At 34.6% G+C, this 22,152-nt stretch carries 14 protein-coding genes and 1 pseudogene; 7 read left to right on the forward strand and 8 right to left on the reverse strand.

The genetic code is table 11. The features are described from left to right. The first annotated feature begins 54 nt into the window (after positions 1–54). Both NWE55_RS09460 and dgt read left to right on the forward strand, forming a co-directional pair. Entirely contained in the window at positions 55–759 is a 705-nt protein-coding gene (locus tag NWE55_RS09460) for an AAA family ATPase (protein WP_155090940.1), read from the forward strand. Between the two features lie 26 nt (positions 760–785). After that, positions 786–2,120, forward strand: coding sequence for a dGTP triphosphohydrolase (dgt, locus tag NWE55_RS09465; protein WP_196216211.1), 1,335 nt, complete (start codon positions 786–788; stop codon positions 2,118–2,120). Positions 2,121–2,204: 84 nt separating this feature from the next. Here the strand turns inward: dgt and NWE55_RS09470 are convergent, their stop codons facing one another. From NWE55_RS09470 to rplU, 3 genes and pseudogenes are all read right to left on the reverse strand, one after another. Continuing rightward, positions 2,205–3,209, reverse strand: coding sequence for a hypothetical protein (locus tag NWE55_RS09470; RefSeq protein ID WP_155090938.1), 1,005 nt, complete (start codon positions 3,207–3,209; stop codon positions 2,205–2,207). Between the two features lie 312 nt (positions 3,210–3,521). Next, positions 3,522–3,782, reverse strand: coding sequence for a 50S ribosomal protein L27 (gene rpmA / locus NWE55_RS09475; RefSeq protein WP_155090937.1), 261 nt, complete (start codon positions 3,780–3,782; stop codon positions 3,522–3,524). Positions 3,783–3,809: 27 nt separating this feature from the next. Further along, positions 3,810–4,166: pseudogene (gene rplU / locus NWE55_RS09480) on the reverse strand (50S ribosomal protein L21); the annotation flags it as partial. Positions 4,167–4,607: 441 nt separating this feature from the next. Between rplU and NWE55_RS09485 the strand changes: the two are divergent. The 3 genes from NWE55_RS09485 to NWE55_RS09495 all read left to right on the forward strand — a co-directional run bounded on the left by NWE55_RS09485 (position 4,608) and on the right by NWE55_RS09495 (position 8,477). Beyond that, the gene (locus NWE55_RS09485; RefSeq protein WP_155090935.1) at positions 4,608–5,927 is read left to right on the forward strand and encodes a M16 family metallopeptidase; all 1,320 of its coding nucleotides are present in this window, start codon (positions 4,608–4,610) and stop codon (positions 5,925–5,927) included. Between the two features lie 13 nt (positions 5,928–5,940). After that, positions 5,941–7,995, forward strand: a complete 2,055-nt coding sequence (locus NWE55_RS09490) for a M16 family metallopeptidase (protein ID WP_155090934.1) — start codon at positions 5,941–5,943, stop codon at positions 7,993–7,995. A 95-nt stretch (positions 7,996–8,090) separates the two neighbouring features. Next, entirely contained in the window at positions 8,091–8,477 is a 387-nt protein-coding gene (locus NWE55_RS09495; RefSeq protein WP_155090933.1) for a heavy-metal-associated domain-containing protein, read from the forward strand. A 1,200-nt stretch (positions 8,478–9,677) separates the two neighbouring features. On the opposite strand, the gene gldD is transcribed toward NWE55_RS09495, so the two are convergent. The 3 genes from gldD to mutY are packed head-to-tail and all read right to left on the reverse strand — an operon-like array spanning position 9,678 to position 11,828. Continuing rightward, entirely contained in the window at positions 9,678–10,301 is a 624-nt protein-coding gene (gldD, locus tag NWE55_RS09500; RefSeq protein ID WP_155090932.1) for a gliding motility lipoprotein GldD, read from the reverse strand. Positions 10,302–10,319: 18 nt separating this feature from the next. After that, a complete protein-coding gene (locus NWE55_RS09505; protein WP_155090931.1) occupies positions 10,320–10,766 on the reverse strand; it encodes a single-stranded DNA-binding protein in 447 nt (148 codons plus the stop codon). 12 nt (positions 10,767–10,778) lie between these two features. Beyond that, positions 10,779–11,828 (reverse strand): A/G-specific adenine glycosylase, encoded by a 1,050-nt coding sequence (mutY, locus tag NWE55_RS09510; RefSeq protein ID WP_155090930.1) that lies wholly within the window; start codon positions 11,826–11,828, stop codon positions 10,779–10,781. A 139-nt stretch (positions 11,829–11,967) separates the two neighbouring features. Here mutY and NWE55_RS09515 point away from each other — a divergent pair, with 139 nt between their 5' ends. Then, the gene (locus NWE55_RS09515) at positions 11,968–12,264 is read left to right on the forward strand and encodes an HU family DNA-binding protein (RefSeq protein WP_002989807.1); all 297 of its coding nucleotides are present in this window, start codon (positions 11,968–11,970) and stop codon (positions 12,262–12,264) included. A gap of 289 nt (positions 12,265–12,553) precedes the next feature. Then, positions 12,554–14,110, forward strand: coding sequence for an Rne/Rng family ribonuclease (locus NWE55_RS09520; protein WP_155090929.1), 1,557 nt, complete (start codon positions 12,554–12,556; stop codon positions 14,108–14,110). Between the two features lie 67 nt (positions 14,111–14,177). On the opposite strand, the gene pbpC is transcribed toward NWE55_RS09520, so the two are convergent. Both pbpC and NWE55_RS09530 read right to left on the reverse strand, forming a co-directional pair. Then, complete coding sequence (pbpC, locus tag NWE55_RS09525) at positions 14,178–16,559, reverse strand: penicillin-binding protein 1C (RefSeq protein WP_155090928.1); 2,382 nt, start codon at positions 16,557–16,559, stop codon at positions 14,178–14,180. A gap of 63 nt (positions 16,560–16,622) precedes the next feature. Then, complete coding sequence (locus tag NWE55_RS09530; protein WP_258204036.1) at positions 16,623–22,148, reverse strand: alpha-2-macroglobulin family protein; 5,526 nt, start codon at positions 22,146–22,148, stop codon at positions 16,623–16,625. Positions 22,149–22,152 lie beyond the last annotated feature (4 nt).

Genomic DNA, 22,152 nt, shown 5'->3' on the forward strand with positions numbered 1-22,152 from the left:
TGATTATTATTAAGGGTATATTTGTTCATTAACAACACACAATTTTTTTAGTATATGAGTTCTTTATATTATTTAGATCGCAGCAAAATTTCTTTGGATGACGTCATGTTCAATGATAACGTGAAGATTGAGTTAGAGCAGTTTTTGAAAGAGTATAAATACCGAGAAATACTTATGAAGTATAATCTACCTGTCAGTAATAAAATATTATTATACGGAAAGACGGGGTGTGGTAAGACCATGACTGCAAAAGCTATTGCTAAACATTTAGATAAGAAACTTATTATTGTTAATTTAGCGACTATTGTTTCTTCTAAACTTGGTGAAACGGCAAAGAATATAGAGAGCTTGTTTAAAGAAGTACAATATGAAAGTTCGGTACTTTTCTTTGATGAGTTTGATTCTCTCGGTCAGATTAGAGATTACGACAACAAAGATAACAGCGAGATGAAACGCGTGGTTAATGCTATTTTGCAATTAATAGACAACCTTCCTGCTAAGTCTATTCTTATGGCTGCAACAAATCAAATACACATGATAGATGAGGCTTTAAGACGTCGATTTGAGCTTCAATTGGAATATACCTCTCCTAACAAGGATGCATTAGATGCTTATTACGATAAGATGTTGGCTGTTTATCCAGAAGAATACGCTAAAATTGAAAGAATCTATGACATTTCTTATGCAGAAGCGAAGAACCATATCTTTAGAACTGTAAAAGACAATATTATTAATAGTCAATTAGCTTTAGAGCTATAGAAATATAATTTTAATCATTGCATATGATGAAATGGGAAAAACTGTTATCTCTAAAAAAGCACGGAGATACATTTGTTAGACACCGCTTAGATGAGAGTGAAACTCGTATTGGCTTTGAGGTTGATTACGATCGCATTATTTTTTCTTCTGCATTTCGCAGTTTACAGGATAAGACTCAAGTAATTCCTCTTTCAAAAACTGACTTCGTACATACGCGCTTGACCCATAGCCTTGAAGTATCTGTCGTTGGGCGTTCATTAGGTCGAAATGTTGGAGAAAAGCTATTGAGCAAGTATTCTTATTTGGCTCAAGAGTATGGTTACACAGTAAATGATTTCGGAGCTATAGTTGCAGCAGCGGCTTTAGCACACGATATAGGTAATCCACCTTTTGGTCATTCAGGCGAAAAAGCTATTGGCGACTTTTTTGTTAATGGTAAAGGACAGCAGTTCAAAAAGCATTTGTCAGCTTTAGAATGGCAAGATTTTGTGGATTTTGAAGGAAATGCTAATGGTTTTACTGTATTGACTAAATCACGACCTGGTGTTGTTGGAGGATTGCGTATATCTTATGCTACTCTTGGGGCCTTTATGAAGTATCCTAAGGAGAGTTTGCCAAAGAAACCGACTCTTGATATATCGGATAAAAAATATGGCTTCTTTCAAGGTGATAAAGCTGCTTTTATTGATGTTGTGGATGAGTTAGGACTTATCTCTAAAGATAAAAAGTCATTGAGATATCATAGACACCCTCTGGCTTATTTAGTGGAAGCTGCAGATGATATTTGTTACACTATAATAGACTTCGAAGACGGAATTAATTTAGGTTGGATTCCTGAAGAACACGCTTTAGAGTTTTTGATTAAAATAGTCGAGAGGAGCATTAACCGTGATACTTATTCACAGTTAACTTCTAAGGAAGATCGCGTTAGTTATTTACGCGCTTTGGCTATTGGAAGTTTGATTCAGGATGTAACAAGGGTATTTATTGAGAATGAAGAGAGTATCTTAAAAGGGGAGTTTCCTCACGCTTTAACTGATAAATGTGCCTACATTGCTCAAATGAAAGATATCATTAATATTAGTGTTAATAATGTTTATCAAAGTAAGGAAGTTGTTGAAAAGGAAATAATTGGCTATAAGGTAATACATAGCTTATTGGATAGTTTTACCACAGCTGTTAATAATCATTACCACCATGATGAAACGCATTACGATACTTTAGTGCTGAAGTTACTACCTGAGAAGTATCATTTAGAAACTGATAGTTTATACGAACGATTAATGAGTGTATGCCATTTTGTTTCGATGTTGACTGATGGAAAAGCTTTAGAATTGTATCATTCATTAAAAGTTGAGTAATCTCTTGGAATAAAAAAAGGAGTTATAGTATGCATTATACTATAACTCCTTTTTTATTGCTTAAAATATCTATTTAGAATGTAATTATTCTCTTGTTGTAGGCATCCACTTGTGAGCGTAGTTCATCATATCATTTTCCCAAACTTGACTGGCTTCAGGAGCTTTGATAGCTTTAGCTTCTTCTATAGTCTTACCTATGACATCACCTTTGCTACTAGCTACAGAATTACTTCCGTCTTTAGTAGCAATGGCAAATGTTGCTTTTGCTCCATCTGCTGATATGTCTTTAACGTAGATTGTTAGATACTGTCCAGTTCTTCCTTCGTAATAACCTGTTGAGCCTGTTACTTCATATATCAATTGGCCTTTAGCTTCATCTGTTGCTACTTTTTTTAGAATAAAAGATGCAGAATCACCAAAACCTTTGCCCATATTAGCTCTGAAAAGGAAAGCGTCTTCATCACTATTTATTTTAAAAACATATTGAGCGGTTGGATTTCCTCCTTTCATGATAATTTCAGAACCATAAACTCCTTTTAGTTTATCCATATTCTGAACTTTATCTTCTTCTTTTTCTAACTTTAACCAACCAAATTTCATATTACCATGCGGATTATCTGCTGTAATAGTTTTAGTGGTTGTTTTAGTTTCCGTTGGATATGCAGATTTGATTGCTTCATCTTGTGTTGGGAAACTGTAGTCCATATGTATCAGAACACTTTCTTCTTTTTGATCTTTAAAGAAGAAGGTCTTGTATTCTTGCGTAGATTTTGACTTAGTCACTGCTTTAATGATTTCGTCTTTACTTGTGTTTTTATATACTGATAGTACGTCGTAAACATCCTCTGCAGTTGTCTGATTTGATTTATCTTCAAATATGATAGTTATCTTATTTGATTCAAATTTAAAAGGCAATGGCATTGTTGGAGTGTGTGGAAAAACGTAAGTCCCCTCGATAGGTAAAATGCTACCTAAAGCAATTTGATCTTTGTTGTCAGGTCTGATAGGTTCATTATTGTCATCACTTGAACAGCTTGTAAATAGGAACGCCAGTATAGCGACTCCAGAGAATAGTTTGGTAAGTTTCATTTTATAATTATTGCTTAATATTATTTAGACCAAAAATAAATAATATTATTTAATACACAAACTTATTTTTAATATTTCTAAATAAGTGATTTTGTTAGCTATAAATATGGTAGATCTGGCTGGATAATGTAAAGTAGAATCTTTGACTTAGTTTGAGTAATGTCGAAATAATGTCGAAAGGATTGATTTAGCCTTAAATATTTAATACTCATTCAATTGATGGAGCTGAGTTGGTGAGGAAAGGCATAAAAAAAAGGCACTTAATTAAGTGCCTTTTTTTATTTTGTTATCTGTTAAACAGATCTCTGATTCTTAAGCTTCAAATGGAAGTACTGAAACGTATGACTTGTTGTCTTTTTTCTTTTGGAATTTAACAACACCGTCAATTTTCGCGTGTAAAGTGTGATCTTTACCCATGTAAACGTTTTCACCAGCATTGTGCTTAGAACCTCTTTGTCTAACGATGATGTTTCCAGCGATAGCTGCTTGACCACCGTAAATCTTAACGCCTAAACGTTTCGATTCTGATTCTCTACCGTTCTTAGAACTACCTACACCTTTTTTGTGTGCCATGACGTTTTAAATTTTGTTTGTTAATTACTCAGCTGCTTCAGCTGTTTTTTTTGTTGCTTTCTTTTTAGCTCCACTTGCATTGATTCCCTCAATTACAATTTGAGTTAAAGCTTGTCTGTGACCGTTTTTCTTTTTGTAACCTTTTCTTCTTTTCTTTTTGAAAACGATTACTTTGTCACCTTTAAGGTGTTGTAAAACTTTAGCTTCAACAGAAGCACCTTCTATAGCTGGGGCGCCTAAAGTGATGTTGTTGTTATCATCAATTAAAAGAACTTTGTCAAAAGTAACAGTTGTTCCTTCTTCAGATGCTAAACGGTGAACGTACACTTTTTGGTCTTTGCTCACTTTGAATTGTTGCCCTGCTATCTCTACGATTGCGTACATAACAATAAAATTAAGATGTTTATTAAGGGTGCAAATATAAATCTAATTTTTTATTTATAAAAGTATATTTTATAGATATTTACCTTTATTGTGAAATTATATTTCAATGGTTGTGAGATTGTTATGTTTTTTATTGAGTTTATATAAGTTTCTGCTTGCTTTCTACTTTGTTTTGAAAACTAAGCTGTAGTGCTGTTTTAGAATAATAGCGATTGTAGACAGTGTAGGAAAAGATAGCAGTAAATAGCATTGTCATTTGTAGTACACGTTAGTAACTTCAAGTGTGATGGTAGGTTGACATGATCTATGTCCTTGTTTATTACACTCTTAACAATAGAGTAAAAAGAGTATTCCTATAAATAAATTTCATTTTAGTTGTAACATTCTTTGCAAGATGACGACATATCTTATTAGATAACCTAATTTCAAAAATATTATATAATGAAAAAATCCTTATTGATTTTTAGTGCATTGCTATTAGGAGTTAATGCTTCTGCTCAAAAAGTTGAGTTTGAAGAGTACACTTTAGACAATGGACTACACGTTATTCTACATCAAGACAAATCTGCACCAGTCGTTGTTACTTCTGTATTGTATCACGTTGGAGCAAAAGATGAGAATCCTGAAAGAACTGGTTTTGCTCACTTTTTTGAGCATTTGCTTTTTGAAGGGACAAAAAATATTGAACGTGGTGATTGGTTCAAGATTGTTACAGCTAACGGAGGACAAAATAACGCTTATACTTCTGATGATAAGACATATTATTACGAAGTTTTCCCTTCAAATAACTTAGAATTAGGACTATGGATGGAGTCAGAGCGTTTGTTACACCCTGTAATTAACCAAGTAGGGGTGAATACGCAAAATGAAGTTGTGAAGGAAGAAAAAAGATTGCGTATGGATAATCAACCTTACGGGCAATTGTTCGGTCAGGTAAAGAAAAACTTGTTTAAAAAGCACCCTTATCGCTGGGAGACTATTGGATCTATGGAGCACCTGGATGCGGCTACTTTAGATGAGTTTTTAGATTTTAACCATAAGTATTATGTGCCTAATAATGCTGTATTAGTTGTTGCTGGTGACATTGAGATTGATCAAGCTAAGGCTTGGATACAACAGTATTTTGGTGTGATACCAAGAGGAAAAGAGGTTGTTAGGAATTTTGAGAAGGAAGATCCAATCACTACTGAAATTAGAGCGGAGTATCAAGATCCGAATATTCAGATACCAATGTTAGTTCAAGCGTATCGTACACCTTCAATGAAAACTCGCGATGCAAGAGTTTTGGATATGATTTCGGCTGTTCTATCTGGAGGAAAGAGCTCTCGATTATACAAAAAAATTGTTGATGAAAAGAAAATGGCTTTGGAGTTAGCTTCTTTTAGTTTTAGTCAAGAGGATTATGGTATTTATTTTATTTATGGATTGCCAATGCAAGGCTTTACACTTCAAGATCTTGTAAAGGAAATCGATGAGGAGATTGTGAAGTTGCAGACTGAGTTGATTTCAGAAAAAGATTATCAAAAACTACAAAACATCTTTGAAAAGAGATATGTTGATTCAAATTCTGATATTGAAGATTTAGCTGATAATCTTGCGACATATTATAAACTTTATGGAGATGTAAACTTGATCAATACTAATATCGATATTTATCGCAGTATTACGAGAGAGGAAATAAGAGAGGTTGCTAAGAAGTATTTGAACACAAATCAACGCCTTATTTTAGATTATATTCCTGAAAAAAATGCTAACAACTAAATAATAGATTCTAATGAAAAAAGTATATATATATGCAGCTTCTCTTGCTCTTGCTTTAACAGTAGTTCAGGGAGTTGCACAAGATAGAAAACAACCTGCTCCTGGACCAGCTCCAACAATAAATATTAGCGAACCAACTTCTTTTGTGTTAAAGAATGGGCTTAAGGTTTTGATTGTAAAGAACAATAAATTACCTCAAGTTTCTTATACTTTGACAATTGATAACCCTTTGGTTTTCGAAGGGGATAAAGCAGGGGTTTCTTCGTTAGTGTCTGGGATGATGGGGACAGAAACAAAGAATAAAAAGAAAGATGTTTTCAATGAAGAAATTGATTTTTTAGGTGCATCTATACGCTTTAGCAGTAGCGGGGCTTATGCAAGTGGTTTATCCAAGTATAATGCTGAAGTATTAGAACTTATGGCTGAAGGAGCTTTGAATTCCGTTTTTACCCAAGAGGAGTTTGACAAAACTAAAGCTCAAGCAATCGAAGCTCTTAAGATCAATGAAAAAAGTGTGACTGAAGTTGCTGCAAAATTAGAAGATGCTTTGCTATATGGAAAGGATAATGCAGCAGGGGAGTTTGAAACTTTACAGACAATTGAATCTGTGACATTAAAGGATGTACAAGAATATTATGTGAAACACTTCAATCCTAATAATGCTTATTTAGTTGTTGTTGGTGATGTGGATTACAAATCGACTGAAAAGTTAGTAACCAAATTGTTTGGCAAATGGAAAAAGTCGAATGCTACTTATCAAAGTAATACTGTGAAGGGTAATGTAGCTAAAACACAAATTGACTTTATCGATATGCCTAATGCTGTTCAATCTGAGATTGCTTTGGTAAATGAGGTTGAATTAAAGATGAATGACAAAGACTTTTTTGCTGCTCTGATTGCAAGTCAAATACTTGGAGGAGGGGGAGAAGGACGTCTTTTCTTAAACTTGCGTGAAGCACATGGATGGACATACGGAGCTTATTCTATGGTATCGACAAGTCGTAAGTACCCTGGTAAATTTAAAGCAACTGCATCTGTTCGAAATGTTGTGACGGATAGTGCTGTAACTGAGTTTATCAAAGAAATTGATTTAATGCGCACCACATTAGTTAAGCCGGAGGAATTAAAGAATGCTAAAGCTAAATATGTAGGTAGTTTTGTCATGAGTATTCAAAAACCAGAGACAGTTGCAAGGTTTGCTCTTAATAAAGAATTGCACAAGCTGCCGAAGGATTTCTACGAAAACTATATTAAGAATGTAAATGCTGTGACAGCTGAAGATGTACAGCGCGTAGCAAAGAAGTATTTCTTGAAAGACAATCAAAGAATTGTTATTGTAGGGAAAGGTGCAGATGTAGCTAAGGGATTAGAGAACTTAGGACTGCCAGTTAATTATTACAATACGTTTGGTGATTTAATTGATAAACCTGTTTTTGAAAAAGCTATTCCTGCAGGAGTTACTGTGGAGTCAACTGTAGATAAATATATTGCAGCTATTGGTGGTGAAAAGCAAGTCAATGCAGTGAAATCTATCTTGATGAAGAGTAGTGCAGCTGTTCAAGGTATGAACTTGGAAGTTACTCTTAAGTTAAAGGATGGTTATTTGTACAGTGAACAAAAGATCAGTGGTGGACCTGTTGTAGGCAAACAGATTTTAACTCCTAAAGGGGGGTATGTAATTGCACAAGGACAAAAGATGGAAATGGAAGGTGAAGAGTTGAAGAAATTGAGAGATGAGGCTGTTCTTTTTCCTGAGTTAGAGTGGAAGAAAGGGAAGTCTGTTTCATTGGTAGGAGTAGAGAGTATTGATGGGAAAGATGCTATAGGTGTTCAGGATGGCGACACGGTGTATTATTACGATTTAGCTTCAGGATTAAAGGTGTCAACCATAGCAACAAAATCTTTTGGAGAGCAATCTATGCAAGAAATTACTACTTACAAAGACTACAAGGAAGTGAAAGGAGTTAAATTTCCATTCACTCAAGTTATCAATGTAGGAATGGAAATGGAAGTGAAGGTTACGGAATTGAAAGTTAACGAAGGAGTATCTGATGCGGATTTCAAATAATTGATTATCTACATCATTAGAATAAAAAAGCAATCATTTTATGGTTGCTTTTTTTGTACCTTTGTGTTTAGATTAATATAAAGAATAATTACGGTATGAGATTTTATAAGTTAGCAGTAATTGCTTTGATTGGAGGATTTGTTTTTATGAGTTGTAATGACAAAAAAGCAGACAAGGGAGTTGAGAATAAAGCAGAGATAGAAACAATTTCAAATGATGCTAAAGAAGTTACAGGTACTGTTGAAACAGCTACTTTTCAAGTTGAAGGAATGACTTGTGAGATTGGATGTGCTAAATTAATTGAAGGAAAATTAGCTGGATTAAATGGTGTTAAAGTAGCAAAAGTTGATTTTGAGACTAAAACAGCTACGGTTGAGTTTGACGATGCAAAACAGAATGTTGAATCTTTGATAGCTACTGTTGAGAAGATAGCAAACGGTATCTACAAAGTTGAGAATATGAATGTAGGTAGCATAAAATAATTAGCGTATAGATTTACACGACTAAGTTGTGTATTTTATTCATAATGGGTAAAAACGAAGGTACAAGGTGCTTTCGTTTTTTTTTGTTTTATGTGGTCTTGAATTGATATAAAACGGTCAGCAATAAATTTACAGATTGGGTCTAATTGTGTTTTACTTTTGAGATTGAAGTTATTTGAGTTGGAAGTCATTCTTGAGTTAATCCTATTTGATCTGGATTCGATTGCAGCCAGCAGCTTGCGATTTCCACTTACCTATTAGTGATTTACCTACCGCTTTGTAGTGAGATGCAAGGGCATTGCTTGGGGGTTTCTTGCACCTTTCTTCGACAAAAGCACGCTCTGGGCAAGGAAACCCATAGAAAAGTGCTACCAAACCCCAAGAAAGTGCAAGCTAACCCCTCGTATAAAACTTGTTAATTCGCTTTTTAAAATTCGTCAACTTTATCTTTCATTTTGGTGATTTCGTTCATAGACAGGAATGGGACAGTCTTTTAGAATGGACGAATGCTGATCAATTGATCACATAAGGTTATTATCTATTTTCACTTCTTGTATGAAGTCACCTTGTTTGCTTTACTAAGGAATTTTTTTGAGCACTCATTATTCACACTGTTATCTTCTTTTAAGCTCGTCCAATCTCATTGTTGCAATTGTCATTTTGCTGTATTACACTTTGATTTGTTTGTTGTATAGTAGCGAACTTGTTTAACTCATTTTCAACCTTAGATTGGGTGGAGTAGGAGAATCGTGGAGTTGATTATGTGGTAAGGGAAGAATTGGTTGTCCTTCGATCATTGATCTTGTCTTGTATGTTGTGAATTGTTTGTACACAAAAATAGTTATGAGCCGTTGTTTAACCCTTTTGATATACAGGTAATTATGCAGATATGTCGGTTTTGTTGTTGTTTGGCTTTGAGCTATGGATAGATTGTTTGCTGATTTCAGTTCTTAATACTGCCAAAGAAGTATGAGCGAAAGTGTAGTTCGACAGTAAAAGGATAGTGGAGTAAGTAGAAGTGTTATCAGAGAAGGGTGATGCCGTAAAGGTGCTTTTGGCGGTATTAGGGGCTCTAACGTGCAGGGTATAGTATAATTGAGCAGGAGTGTGTAGAAGATTGAATATAGGCTGTATTATTGATTAGGTGAGTTATAGTAGAAAAAGACAAAGGAATGATTGTATCTTAATCATTCCTTTGTTTTACATATTTATTTCGTTAGGACCACATTTGATTGTAAAGTCTGTGATTTCATCTTTTCTCCACTTTAGCGTTTCTATAATGTGTTGCATATCACTTCTTATATACTCTTTAGCTGGATAGATAGAGTCATAGTTTGGAGTTGCGTAAAAATAAAGAGATGCTGTCAGAAAGTTTTTAACGCTATCTGTTACATAGAATTGTACATTAGTAGCGGCATCACCTTGAAGTGAATAGAACATCCCGTATACTTTGTCATTAGGATTGATATAGGGTTGTTCAATGATGTCATCCGCTTTGATAAAGTGCTCATAAGTAAGTTTTTGAGCATCTTTAAATAGCTTGTCTAAATTCTTGTCTATCCTCTTGTAATTTAAGTAAATCGTAGCTTTCATTTGCGGATAGTGAATCTCAATAGCATCTGCTTTTACTTCTTTGACGGAGGCAATCTTGTTTTTGTCAAACGAGAATGATTTGGTTTGACTCTCAAATGTCGAGTACTCTTGTACTGGATATTCTAAGGCTAAGAATGCTTTTGGTTTAGGTAATGATTCATTTTTACAAGAAAGGAGTAAACCACTTGTAAATAAGAGTATTGTAAATAGTAAGGTTCGTATCTTTTGCATTAATAAATCATTTTGTATTTAGAACGGCAAATCGTCATCATTATTTTCTTTAGGTATAACGAAGTTATTGACGTCTTCTTTTTTCTGTTGATCAAACGCAGATTGATTGTCTTTGTGATCTGCATTTCTCTTTACATCTAAAAAAGTAAATTCAGTAGCCATAATCTCTACTGTTTGTTTAGATGTTCCATCATCTGAAGTCCACTGCCTTGTTCTAATGCGACCTTCTATATAGATTCGATCTCCTTTTGATAGGTATTTTTCGCATACTTCTGCAGCTTTATTTCGAACTACAATATTGTGCCATTCTGTTGAAGTGATCTTCTCATTTGTTGTTTTATTGATGTAAACCTCATTTGTAGCCAAAGGGAATCTACCTATACAATTGCCATTTTCGAAATAATGTATTTTTACATCGTCTCCAAGGTGGCCAATTAAAATAACTTTGTTTAATGTACCGTTCATATTATGGCTATTTTACTTTGTGTTTATAGAGTTAATAAAGTTATGAATTACGATTGGAAAACCAAATTTATTTAATTGGTTCCATGATACTATTTCATAATTTTCGTTTCGTGCTAATTTTTCACATTTTATCATCCAAAAGTGTATGTGTAGTTTTTGGTGTGACAGAATGTGAATAACATAATCAGTATTTAGTTGTACAATGTCTTTGACAGGCTGATTTTTGAAGTCTTCTGTGAGTATTTGTTGTACGTTGATATCATTTTGTTCAAAGCGATCGATTAATGGAAACTGATACAGTTTTTGCCATATATCTTTTTTTGTCCTCTGTTGGATATATGTATTCTGGTCATTATCAACGAATATTAAGAAATCTAAGTATCTTTTCTTTACTTTTGTCTTTGCAAGTTTTACAGGTAATTTGTCAACTTGATTGGTATTGTAGGCAACGCAATCTTGAATAAAAGGGCATTGTGGGCATTGAGGTGATTTAGGTGTACATTGTATGGCACCAAAATCCATGATGGCTTGATTAAAGGTCGCAGGTTGTTCATGAGAGATTAGTTCTTGTGCTTTGGCTTGAAACTCTTTTTTGGTTGTAGCCGTCGATATATCTGAGGTTATACCATAAATTCGCGATAGTACTCGAAAGACATTCCCGTCGACTACAGGTACGATTTCTCCGTATGCAATAGACGCAATAGCTGCAGCGGTGTATTCACCGACTCCTTTAAGCTTGAGTAGGTCTTTGTAGTTGTTTGGGAATACGCCATTGAGTTCATGTGTTATTGTTTTTGCTGTAAAATGAAGATTTCGAGCACGGCTATAGTAACCTAAACCTTGCCATAATCTCATAACTTCGTCTTCATGGGCGTTGGCAAGATCTTGTACCGTTGGATAGTTGGTCAAAAAAGCCTCAAAATAGGGTAATCCTTGAGCAACTCGTGTTTGTTGAAGAATAATTTCTGATAGCCAAATTGCGTAAGGGTTCTTTGTTTCTCGCCATGGTAAATGGCGTTTATTTTGTAAATACCAAGTAATGAGTTTGTTATGGAAAAGCATTTTAAAAAGTCTTAAATGCAAACTTAAAACTTTATATAATTAAATTTTAATCGATTAAGGTTGAATTATTGGATTATAAATTAATATATTTGCACACTCTAAAAATTTCGGACAACAACAAAATAATTTATATCTAAAAATGACGAAAGCAGACATTGTAGCTAAAATTTCAGAGAAATTAGGGCTTGAGAAAGGTGACGTACAGGCGACAGTTGAATCTTTTATGGATGAAGTAAAGGCGTCGTTAGAGACAGGTGAAAACGTGTATCTAAGAGGTTTTGGAAGTTTTATCATCAAAACAAGAGCTGAGAAAACAGGAAGAAACATTTCTAAAAACACTACAATTAGAATTCCTGCTCATAACATCCCAGCGTTCAAACCTGCTAAGGTGTTTGTAGAAGGCGTTAAGTCAAACACAGAAGTTAAAGTAAAATAATTTATTAATCTCTAAATTACACACATTATGCCAAGTGGTAAAAAAAGAAAAAGACATAAGGTAGCGACTCACAAACGTAAAAAAAGAGCGAGAGCTAACCGTCACAAAAAGAAAAAGTAGTTTAAAACTACTTTTTTCTTTTACTGAAAGAAAAAACAAAAAAGACTTATCTCTTGGAGGGGTAGGTCTTTCGGGTTATATACCTACTATTGTTGTTTAATCCATCTATACAAACTCCTTTTGGTTTGAATAAACTGTTAATGAATGAGTATGGATATAAATGTACAGTATGAATAAAGAGCTAATTATTAGGTCGAATTCTGATACAGTAGATTTTGCCTTATTAAAAGATGGAAAACTTATAGAATTACACAGAGAACGTGAACAAACAGAAGATACTGGATTTCAAGTTGGCGATATTTTTATTGCTAAGATCAGAAAACCAGTGGCTGGATTAAATGCCGCTTTTGTTCATGTGGGATTTGAGAAAGATGCGTTTTTGCATTACCACGATTTGGGACCAAATCTCAAGACTCTGTTGAAATTTACTAAACTTGTAAGCGGAGGTAAATTAAAAGAATTTTCTTTAAAGAATATTCCTTTTGAAGAGGAGATTGATAAGGACGGTGTTATCACTGATGTGTTAAGTGCTAATCAATCTTTGTTGGTTCAGATTGTTAAAGAACCTATCTCGACAAAAGGACCACGCATTAGTTCTGAGTTGTCAATCGCAGGGCGATATGTTGTTCTGGTTCCCTTTTCTAATAGAGTGTCGATCTCTCAAAAGATCGAATCTAAGGAAGAAAAGGAACGATTAAAGAAAATGGTACTTACAATAAAGCCAAAAGGCTTTGGAGTTATAGTACGCACAGTTGCTGAAGGTATGTCCGTTTCTGATATCGAAAGAGATTTAGAAAATTTAATGGACAAGTGGAATGCCATGTGCAAAAAGTTAACTACAGCTCATCATCCTTCTAAAGTGTTAGGAGAAGTGAATAAAGCATCTTCTATACTGAGAGATGTATTTAATGATACTTTTACGGGTATTATTACAGATGATGAGGATATGTACTTTCACACGAAGGACTATTTGCAAGAGATTGCTCCTTCTAAAGTTTCCATAGTGAAACACTATCAGTCAAGAGAGGTACCTATTTTTGAAAAATACAGTATTGAACGTCAAATCAAAACTTCTTTTGGTAAGACTGTTTCTATGAGTAAGGGAGCTTACTTAATTATAGAGCATACTGAGGCACTTCACGTGATTGATGTCAATAGTGGAAATAGGTCTAACAAAGCTCAATCTCAAGAAGATACTGCTCTTGAAGTGAATTTGATTGCCGCTGCAGAAATTGCAAGACAATTGAGATTACGAGATATGGGTGGAATTATCGTAGTGGATTTTATTGATATGGGGAACCCAGAGAATAGAAAGACATTATATGATTTCTTAAAAGAGGAAATGAGTGATGACAAGGCCAAACACAAAATCTTGCCGCCGAGTAAATTTGGTTTAATTCAGATTACAAGGCAAAGGGTTAGACCTGAAGTAAGTATCGAAACAAGAGAAGAAGACCCTAATGAACATGGGGAAATTGAAGCTCCTATCCTTGTTATCGATAAAATCAAGGCTGACTTGGAAAGCATTGTTTTAAGAGATAAATCAACTAAGATTATCTTGAATACTCATCCATTCGTGGCTGCGTATTTGAAAAATGGTTTTCCATCTATTCGCTTTAAGTGGTGGATGGAAATGAAAAAGTGGGTAAAGATTGTCCCACGCGACGCTTACACGTATTTAGAATACCATTTCTTTGATGATAAAGGTAACAATCTATCAGAATAAATAAAAACCTGCTAATGAGTTAGCAGGTTTTTTTTATTCTGTTAAACTGTTGAAGTCTATTGTGAATTTAGTTATCAGAGCTAAGAGCTATTTCAATTTCAATAGTCTTGCTCGCCCCTAAAGAATTGACTATAGTCAAGTAATGTTTTCCTGGAGTGGTTTGGATAGGCATCTCGTGAAAGATTGTTGTTGAACCTATGTATTCTTCATTTAAGTACCAATAGATATTTCTGTCAGTTGTGTTTACAGCAGCTTTAGCTATTAGAGGCTGTAACTCTGATAGGAAGTTCTTTGTTAGATAAATTACATCTCCGTGTTTTGGATAAATAAATTCAATTGTGTTCTTTTCACCGCTTTGATCACAGTCCTCTCTAAAAGGAGGAGGGTCTTTGTAATCACTATGGTAATTCTTATAATAATATGACATAATTGGCGGTAATACAAACCACGGTTTACTCACGATATTTGTGATTAGTTCACATTGGCTATTCACTTGATATTGCTCTGTAACATCAAGGTGTAGCAATGTGTGGTACGGGCATATTTCTACCTTCTTCTCTCGATAGGGAATGAGTTGTTTTATAGCCTTGCAATTTGGACCTGCTGTATAACCGGAAATCTCACAGACATCTTCTTCTTCTAAATCATCCAGAGGTGTGTCAAACCAAGTCGCCTTAGGAAGTAACTTGAATAGGTCGAAAAGAATGGGCCCTGCCATTCTCACTCCACTGATAGATGGCCTTCCTTCCCCTGTAGCATTACCAACCCATACACCTACGATGTATTTTTTATTCAGACCCACTGCCCAAGCATCTCTTCCTCCAAAACTTGTTCCGGTTTTCCAAGCAACTTTAACGGCAGAGTCGTAATGTTTCCACGCTTCATCACCTTCGGGTCTATTAACGAGAGTTAATGCTTTAAAAGTGCTGTAAATAGCTCCTGCGCCTATTGTAGCTGATTCTTTTCTTTCTTTTCCAAAGTCGAGTTTCATTTCGTCTTTATCCCATTGAAGTTCTTGAATCTCATTTTCTCTATATTTACCCTGGTGACTGTTGAAGTAGTTTAATGTTGAGGCCATACCCGCGTATGCTCGGGTTATTTCCCAAAGACTGCTTTCTGCACCTCCAAGTATGAGAGATAGCCCATAGTGATTAGGGTGTTTGTTTATACTTTTGAAACCGAAAGACTGCAATTGGTCGTGAAATTTGTAAACGCTGTATTTCTGTAACATTAGCACAAAGGGAATATTCAATGATCTGAATAATGCTTGATCGGCAGGTACACCTCCTTCGTATGTGTTGCTATAATTTTTTGGCTTATAACCTGATATGACGATTGGGATATCTTGGATGAGCATTTTGGGTAATATTTCAGCTTCATCTAACATTGCTCCTGATAAGAAAGGCTTAAGTATACTTCCTGTACTTCTTTGTGCTCTAATGATATCTACGTCTTTCTTGTTTTGAAAGGTAGTAGGAGAATTACCAATATAGGAGACTATTTGACGTGTGTCTACATCAATAATGATTGCTGCGATATTGTGTATTTCAGATTGTTTATAATTGTGATAATAGCTCGCAATAATTTCATTAGCCCTTACTTGAATGTCGTAGTTGATCGTTGTTTTAGTCAGTTTTTCTTTCTTAGTTTTAGTAACTAATTGCAAAAGATGCGGTGCAATTTGTGGTAGATCATGAGGCTTTTGAGGTAGTTGTTCTATTAAGGCCAGCTCATAGGTGGTCTTGTCTATGATTTTATTGTCATAGATTTTTTTAAGTAAAGCATTTCTTTTTCGCAATAGTATATCTTGATTCTTGCCTGGGTAAATTAATCTCGGAGCATTCGGCAAAACTGCTAAAGTCGCTGATTCTGCCCAAGAAAGTTGGTCTGGTGTGTTTCCAAAGTACCTCCAAGCAGCAACATCTAATCCTACCACATTCCCTCCAAAAGGGGCATGAGATGCGTAGAGAGCAAGAATTTTGTCCTTGCTGTATCTAAACTCCAATCGCGTGGCTTGTATGGCTTCAATTAACTTTTCGGCATAACTTCTCTTTTGTCCATCTCGTGCAAGTCTGATTGTTTGCTGAGTTAAAGTACTTCCTCCTCTTATGACGCGTTTTGCTTTCAAGTTTGTTATAAGTGCTTTTACTGTTGATACAGGGTTGATACCCCAATGATAATTGAAGTACTCATCTTCATAGTGCGTAATACACATTTTAAACTTGTACGGAATAGTATCAGTTTCTGGGAATCTCCACTGTCCATCAGTGGCTATTTGGGCTCCTATTAACTTTCCTTCTTGACTTTCAATAACAGTCGAGTAGGGCTTGTCAAACAACTGTCTGGGCAAACTGAAATAATAGATTATTAGCAAAAGCAGAACAATGGAAACTTTTACTTTTTTCTTAGTACTCCACGTAGATATTTTATAGAATTTGTTTTTGCTCATATAAACACAAATAAATACAGGGAGTATAAGCTCCCTGTATAAAGTATAAAAATATTAGAATAATTATTTAACTACTTCTATCCATTTACCAGCTGTGCGAGAACGATATGAGTTATCGTACATTGCATTTGCATGCACACCTGGCATATAGTATTTACCTAAATAAGAGGCATTCAGATTGACTTTTAGAACTTTACTACTCTTTCCGCTGAGGTAGAAATAGAACATAGATCTATCATCTCTTATATCTGTATGACTTACTTGATTGTCGGAATCACCTGCTTCAGTGTAACGTAGATTGACAATTTCCCATCCAGAAGGTACAATGTGTGTAAGTGCTATATTATCCACTGATTTTATGTCGTTGTTTGTAATCGTTATATAAGCTATAAACTCAGTTCCTTGATTTAGTGTGGTTGGATCTATTGTCATACCTTTTGTATCAGTGAATGTAGTTTTGATACTTAACTTACTCTCATCTACCAATTCTTTTCCAATAGGAAGTATACCACTTGTAGCAACTTTTACATATAAAACGCCATTGCTTGTGTTTGTTAGCGACAATTCATTATTTGTTTTTAATGAAGTTAGGTCTTTATTAAAGAAGTTATTCTTGTCGTTAACAGTAGCAGATTGTCCATTTAGTGAGTATGTAGCTTTTATACCATTAGATTTAGCTAATTTTTTTGTGTATTGTGAAATAGCATTTAATCCATAGGCAGTGGTTTGCGTACTCATCCAAGTATCTGAACCAAGTTTGTGTGCCAATTCTGTAGCAAGTTCATATGTCCTTGTAGCATCGGAGTTTGTCAAGATTAGCGTTTCCAAGGCCATAGCCATATTTCTTTCATAAGACCCATAGTAAAAGTAATTGTTATCTCTATTATCTAAGCTGCCTTCTGTAGCGAGTTTTGTAGCAATTTCTTTTTGCCCTACTAAAGCATAGGCTGCTGCTAATCGTAGTTTAGCAATTTGTGAAATATTAGCAGTTTCTCTTAACCTGTTCATGGATGCTAATTCTGGAGCTCCAGCTAATGCTAAAGTATAAAGGCGATATGATTGAGCAACATCGTTGTTGTAGTTTGGTTGATGTCTCCAATTTCTCGCTTCATTTTGTTGATATGAAATCCAGTTCGCTTTACTTCCGACAGGTAAGACATATCCTCTTTTTTCAGCTTCTAAGAAGAAGTGACCAACATAAGAAGTAGCCCAATCATCTGCGTATGTTGAAGAACTCCAATAGCGGAATCCTCCATTGGACATTTGGCGTTCAGCTAATTTTACAATACCTGCATTAACGTTGTTTTGAATCGATTTCTTTTTAGAGTCGTTTAACTCCGTAAAGTCTTCTAAGAACAACTGCGGGAATACACCTGAAGTAATCTGTTCACTACATCCGTGAGGGTAGTTAATAAGGAATTTCAATCGAGATGTTAAGTTGATGCCAGGGAAATTTGACAGTTCTAAAACTGCAGTATTAGTTCCGCTTACACCAAAATTTTCCCAGTTTATTTTCTCTGTTTGGTTTGGATGAATTGTAATGGTATGGTTTTGTGTTGCAATTGGATTTGGATTTAGAACATCTAATTCTACTTCGTAGTTAGCCTTTTCTTTTCCAGAAGTAGCTTCTATAAGAATTTTAGATACACCTGTTTTTTGCAATACTTCTAAATCAAAATATACAATTTGATCACCAGGACTGCTGAATGTTATATTTTGAGAGCTTTCTGTTAACAATTTAAACTTGTCGTCTGTTTTAACAGTTACTTTCACATCTTTAATCTGTTTTTCCATTGCAAATACGGTAACAGGTAAAGTTACTTTTTCACCAGGTACAGCTCTTCGAGGTAAAGAACCCAAAATCATAAGAGGGTTATTCACTTTTACTGTTTTTTCAACATTACCATAAGCTTTTGTATTTGCATTGGCAGCTACTATCATAGTCCTAACAGAACCGATATATTTAGGCATTTTTAGTTTGTGGTTAGCCGTTTTTCCAGCTTCAAGTATAAAAGGACCTTCGTGTATCACGACAGGTTTGAACCTATTCGCTTTTTTCACTTCTCCTGCACCCAGATCTTCATCCCCTCCTATACTGAAAATTTGATTAATTGATCCACCATAGGCTCCAATTACATCATTGTAGATGTCCCATGTACGCACTCCTAAAGCTGTTTTTGAGTAGAAGTTATCCCATGGGTTAGGAGTTTTAAATCTCGTTAAATCTAATAATCCTTCTTCTACCACAGCGATAGTATAAGTCATTTTTTGTCCAGACTTTTCTTTTACTTGAATGCTGAAATCCGCTTCTGGCTGCAATCTATCAGGCATAGTGATGATTGGCTCAAGCTTTGTCTTTTTATCGTAAACGTCTATAGGGACAATACCATATAAGCGAATAGGTGAATTGTTAAGGGTGTTAGCGTGTGGCTGAATTGACGATATATTTATATAAATATTAGGAGCCATATTAGCTGTAGCAGTAAACTCAAAGTTTGTTTCGCCCTTAGTTGTTTTTACCCAATGTGTTTCAACGACATTTGTTCCATTTTCAATCGATACTAAAGCTCTACCGTTTTCACTTGAAGGGAAAGATAGTTTTACTTTCTCACCAACAGAATACTCTTTCTTATCCGTAGCAATAGATAACATAGTTGCTTCTTTAGCCTGACTACCTTTAGCTCTTGTAGAGTAGTATGGCCAATCTACATAAATAGTGGTTGCAGAAATATGCCCACTAGAAAGGTCTGTTGCAACTACTTCATAAGTACCCCAATCTTGCTCTGGAATCGTTAGAGTGTATTCACCAAGACCATTGCTATTCGTTTCAATTGTTTCTGATAGGTAAAGTGAATAATAACTTGATGTACTGTAATCTGAATATCCATTATTACCTCTGCTCCACCACCAAGATCCACTGTTTTTGTAGATATCTATTTTAATTCTTCCTTGTAGTGTTTCTTCTTGATCGTTTAACTTAACGAAGCTAAATTTTAACTTCTGATCTGTTTCATAGTATCCATATTTATTTGGATCTGGTGAAAGAATACCAACATAAGAAGAAAATGGTGAATACGTAGCAGTAGAAACGTCAGTAGACATATCTCCTCCGTTCTCAAATACTTTAGTTACGAATATTGCTTTTAGTAAACCTGCATTTTTGAAAGAATAATCTGAATCGAGGTAGAAGGAGAAATTACCATCATAGTCTGTACTTCCATTAAAAACTGTGTTATCTTGTGAATAGTCAGAATAGAGATTGTTTTCAAAAGTGTAATTTTTGAATTTCTTGAAGGCAGTAGGCTGCTTGATCAACTTCATTGTAACATTTGCTTTTAGGTTTTTAGCAGTAGTACCTTGCAGCCATTGAACATTGAAATCAACGCGTTTACTTGTTGTACTTGACAACACTTTACCTTCTACATTGTTTTTTATTTTTAAGCGGTTTGGCTTAATTGTTTCAATCTTGATTCTTTTATAGAACTTCACACCACCAACACTCAGGTTAGCTGACCAATTTCCTGTAGGTGCTTCAGCTGAGGTTTTTAATTGGAATACATAGTGATTAGTATTGTTTTTCTTGCGAATTATTTGATCTACAAGCTTTCCATAAGGATCACTAAAAGTTAATTTGATAGGATGTTGTGATGGCAACGGATTTGCTGTATCATCTAATATAAAGCTGATAAAGATGTCGTCACCAGGTCTCCATACTCCTCTTTCTGTGTATAGATAACCATTGATTCCGTTATTTAGCTTTGTACCATCAACATCAAAGTTGCTAATAGCTAATGCATTGTTTTCTTCAATTTTTACGTACGTAGTGTTTTTTTCGTGACGTACAATAGCAAATGAAGGTTTTTGTTTTTCTAAGTTAATGCTTAATAGACCATAAGAATCCGTCTTAGATGATGCTATTAGCTGTTGTTGGTAGGTGTAAAACTCAACTGTTGCAGCACCGATAGGTTCTGTTGATATTAAATCAGTTACTATTGCTGAATATACATTATTAGTTCCCCCTTTGATAATTACTCCTAAATCACTTGCAAGTACGTTAATTGCTTTTTTTCCTTGATAATAGTAGTAAGCTGGATCACATGGATTATCTCTTTCAGACCAATTGTAATAATAGTATTCATAATCATCATATTCGTCATATTCGTCACTATAGTCTGTTGCATATTGTTCATTACTATCGCTATTATCCTCGGTTGATTCCTCTCCACAGGTATATAAAGAATACGCTTTCTTCATACTAAGTTCAACTCTGTAGATAGCTCCAGGCTCTGGAGTAATGATAGAGGCTAAGTCAAGTGCATAAGTATTCCAATTGAGTAATGCTTTTGGATTAGCATTGGTCAGTTTTATTGTTGTTTCAGCTATAGGTGAAGCAACATTGTGTAAATTATAAGAACCATTTAAGCTATTGTCTTGTAAGAATTGCAAGATATTGTTTTCGAAGATTCGATATACCTTTACATCCACAGCATTCAGTGTTGTAGCTTGGAAATTTATCTTTAAATTCTGTGAACTTGGAAGTATAGTACCGTTACTCAATAATTCGATTTGGGGACTAAGTATACCAAAATTTACAGTGAAGTAATGTTCTAAATCTGATGTGATGTTTGACGTTCCGTCTAATCCTCTAATTCCACGATGTACAGTTAAAGTAACTTCATTTTTTATAGGTTTGTCTACATATACTTTCAAAACATTACCGTCAGTGGTATATGTCAATTTACTATTGTTATCCGAAAGTGAAATTAAACCCTCAAAAGACTGATTTTTCCTTAAAGGTTTAGAGAAATTAATCCAAACTGATTGATCATCGTTTGGAAATGTTTTAATGAAAAAAGGGTAAAAAGCATGATTTGGTGGGATACTAAAAGTAAAATCAGTATTTTGATTTGTATTCAGTGATTTTCCGTTTATACTTAATACTAATTCAGTGCTTTGATCTTGAGCGGTAATTTTCTTTGCGATAAAGGGAAATTCTTTAGCTTCACTTTTAGCTTCACTTGTTAATTGTAGTTCTACTTTCTCGTTGTTTTTAAGCTTCGCTGTAATAACCTTTTTTGCTTGTTCAGTAGTCACCCAGTCGCTTGAAGAAAGAACACCGTTAACGATAAAATTATCCGTGTCAACTGATTGTAAATCATTGAATTCTACGTTGAATGTTAAAGGTATGGTGTTAAATTGGAAATTAAATTCAGAAAGTTTATCTTCCAATTTTACTATTTCTCCCAATTTTAAACTCACTGCGTATTTTTGATCCTGTTTTAATCGTTCAGTTGGTTCAAATCGCAATACATTTGTTGGCAAATAGATAAGTTTACCCTTCACTGCTGGAGTGATCGTAAAGAGTTTTGAATCTACTTCTTGATTTGCCTCCCAGTCACCTATATTTTTAGTAAGACCTATGTCAATAGGTGCCTTGGTAGATACAACACCAGTCGTGAAAGACGCGATATACTCTGTGAATAGTTTAGGATTTGACAATGTCAAATCACTGTTTACGTCTTTTTTACAAGATTGTAAAAAGATAAAACAGAAACTAAACATGAGTATGAGTAGTTTTTTCATTTTCATATTA

The organism is Myroides albus, assembly GCF_024722315.1.
In the GTDB taxonomy this organism is placed as follows: domain Bacteria; phylum Bacteroidota; class Bacteroidia; order Flavobacteriales; family Flavobacteriaceae; genus Flavobacterium; species Flavobacterium album_A.

Bases quoted from the DNA above. Each gene is read 5' to 3' on its own strand.
- NWE55_RS09460 (WP_155090940.1), top strand. From the start codon at position 55: ATGAGTTCTTTATATTATTTAGATCGCAGCAAAATTTCTTTGGATGAC.
- dgt (WP_196216211.1), top strand. From the start codon at position 786: ATGAAATGGGAAAAACTGTTATCTCTAAAAAAGCACGGAGATACATTT.
- NWE55_RS09470 (WP_155090938.1), bottom strand. From the start codon at position 3,209: ATGAAACTTACCAAACTATTCTCTGGAGTCGCTATACTGGCGTTCCTA.
- rpmA (WP_155090937.1), bottom strand. From the start codon at position 3,782: ATGGCACACAAAAAAGGTGTAGGTAGTTCTAAGAACGGTAGAGAATCA.
- NWE55_RS09485 (WP_155090935.1), top strand. From the start codon at position 4,608: ATGAAAAAATCCTTATTGATTTTTAGTGCATTGCTATTAGGAGTTAAT.
- NWE55_RS09490 (WP_155090934.1), top strand. From the start codon at position 5,941: ATGAAAAAAGTATATATATATGCAGCTTCTCTTGCTCTTGCTTTAACA.
- NWE55_RS09495 (WP_155090933.1), top strand. From the start codon at position 8,091: ATGAGATTTTATAAGTTAGCAGTAATTGCTTTGATTGGAGGATTTGTT.
- gldD (WP_155090932.1), bottom strand. From the start codon at position 10,301: ATGCAAAAGATACGAACCTTACTATTTACAATACTCTTATTTACAAGT.
- NWE55_RS09505 (WP_155090931.1), bottom strand. From the start codon at position 10,766: ATGAACGGTACATTAAACAAAGTTATTTTAATTGGCCACCTTGGAGAC.
- mutY (WP_155090930.1), bottom strand. From the start codon at position 11,828: ATGCTTTTCCATAACAAACTCATTACTTGGTATTTACAAAATAAACGC.
- NWE55_RS09515 (WP_002989807.1), top strand. From the start codon at position 11,968: ATGACGAAAGCAGACATTGTAGCTAAAATTTCAGAGAAATTAGGGCTT.
- NWE55_RS09520 (WP_155090929.1), top strand. From the start codon at position 12,554: ATGAATAAAGAGCTAATTATTAGGTCGAATTCTGATACAGTAGATTTT.
- pbpC (WP_155090928.1), bottom strand. From the start codon at position 16,559: ATGAGCAAAAACAAATTCTATAAAATATCTACGTGGAGTACTAAGAAA.
- NWE55_RS09530 (WP_258204036.1), bottom strand. From the start codon at position 22,148: ATGAAAATGAAAAAACTACTCATACTCATGTTTAGTTTCTGTTTTATC.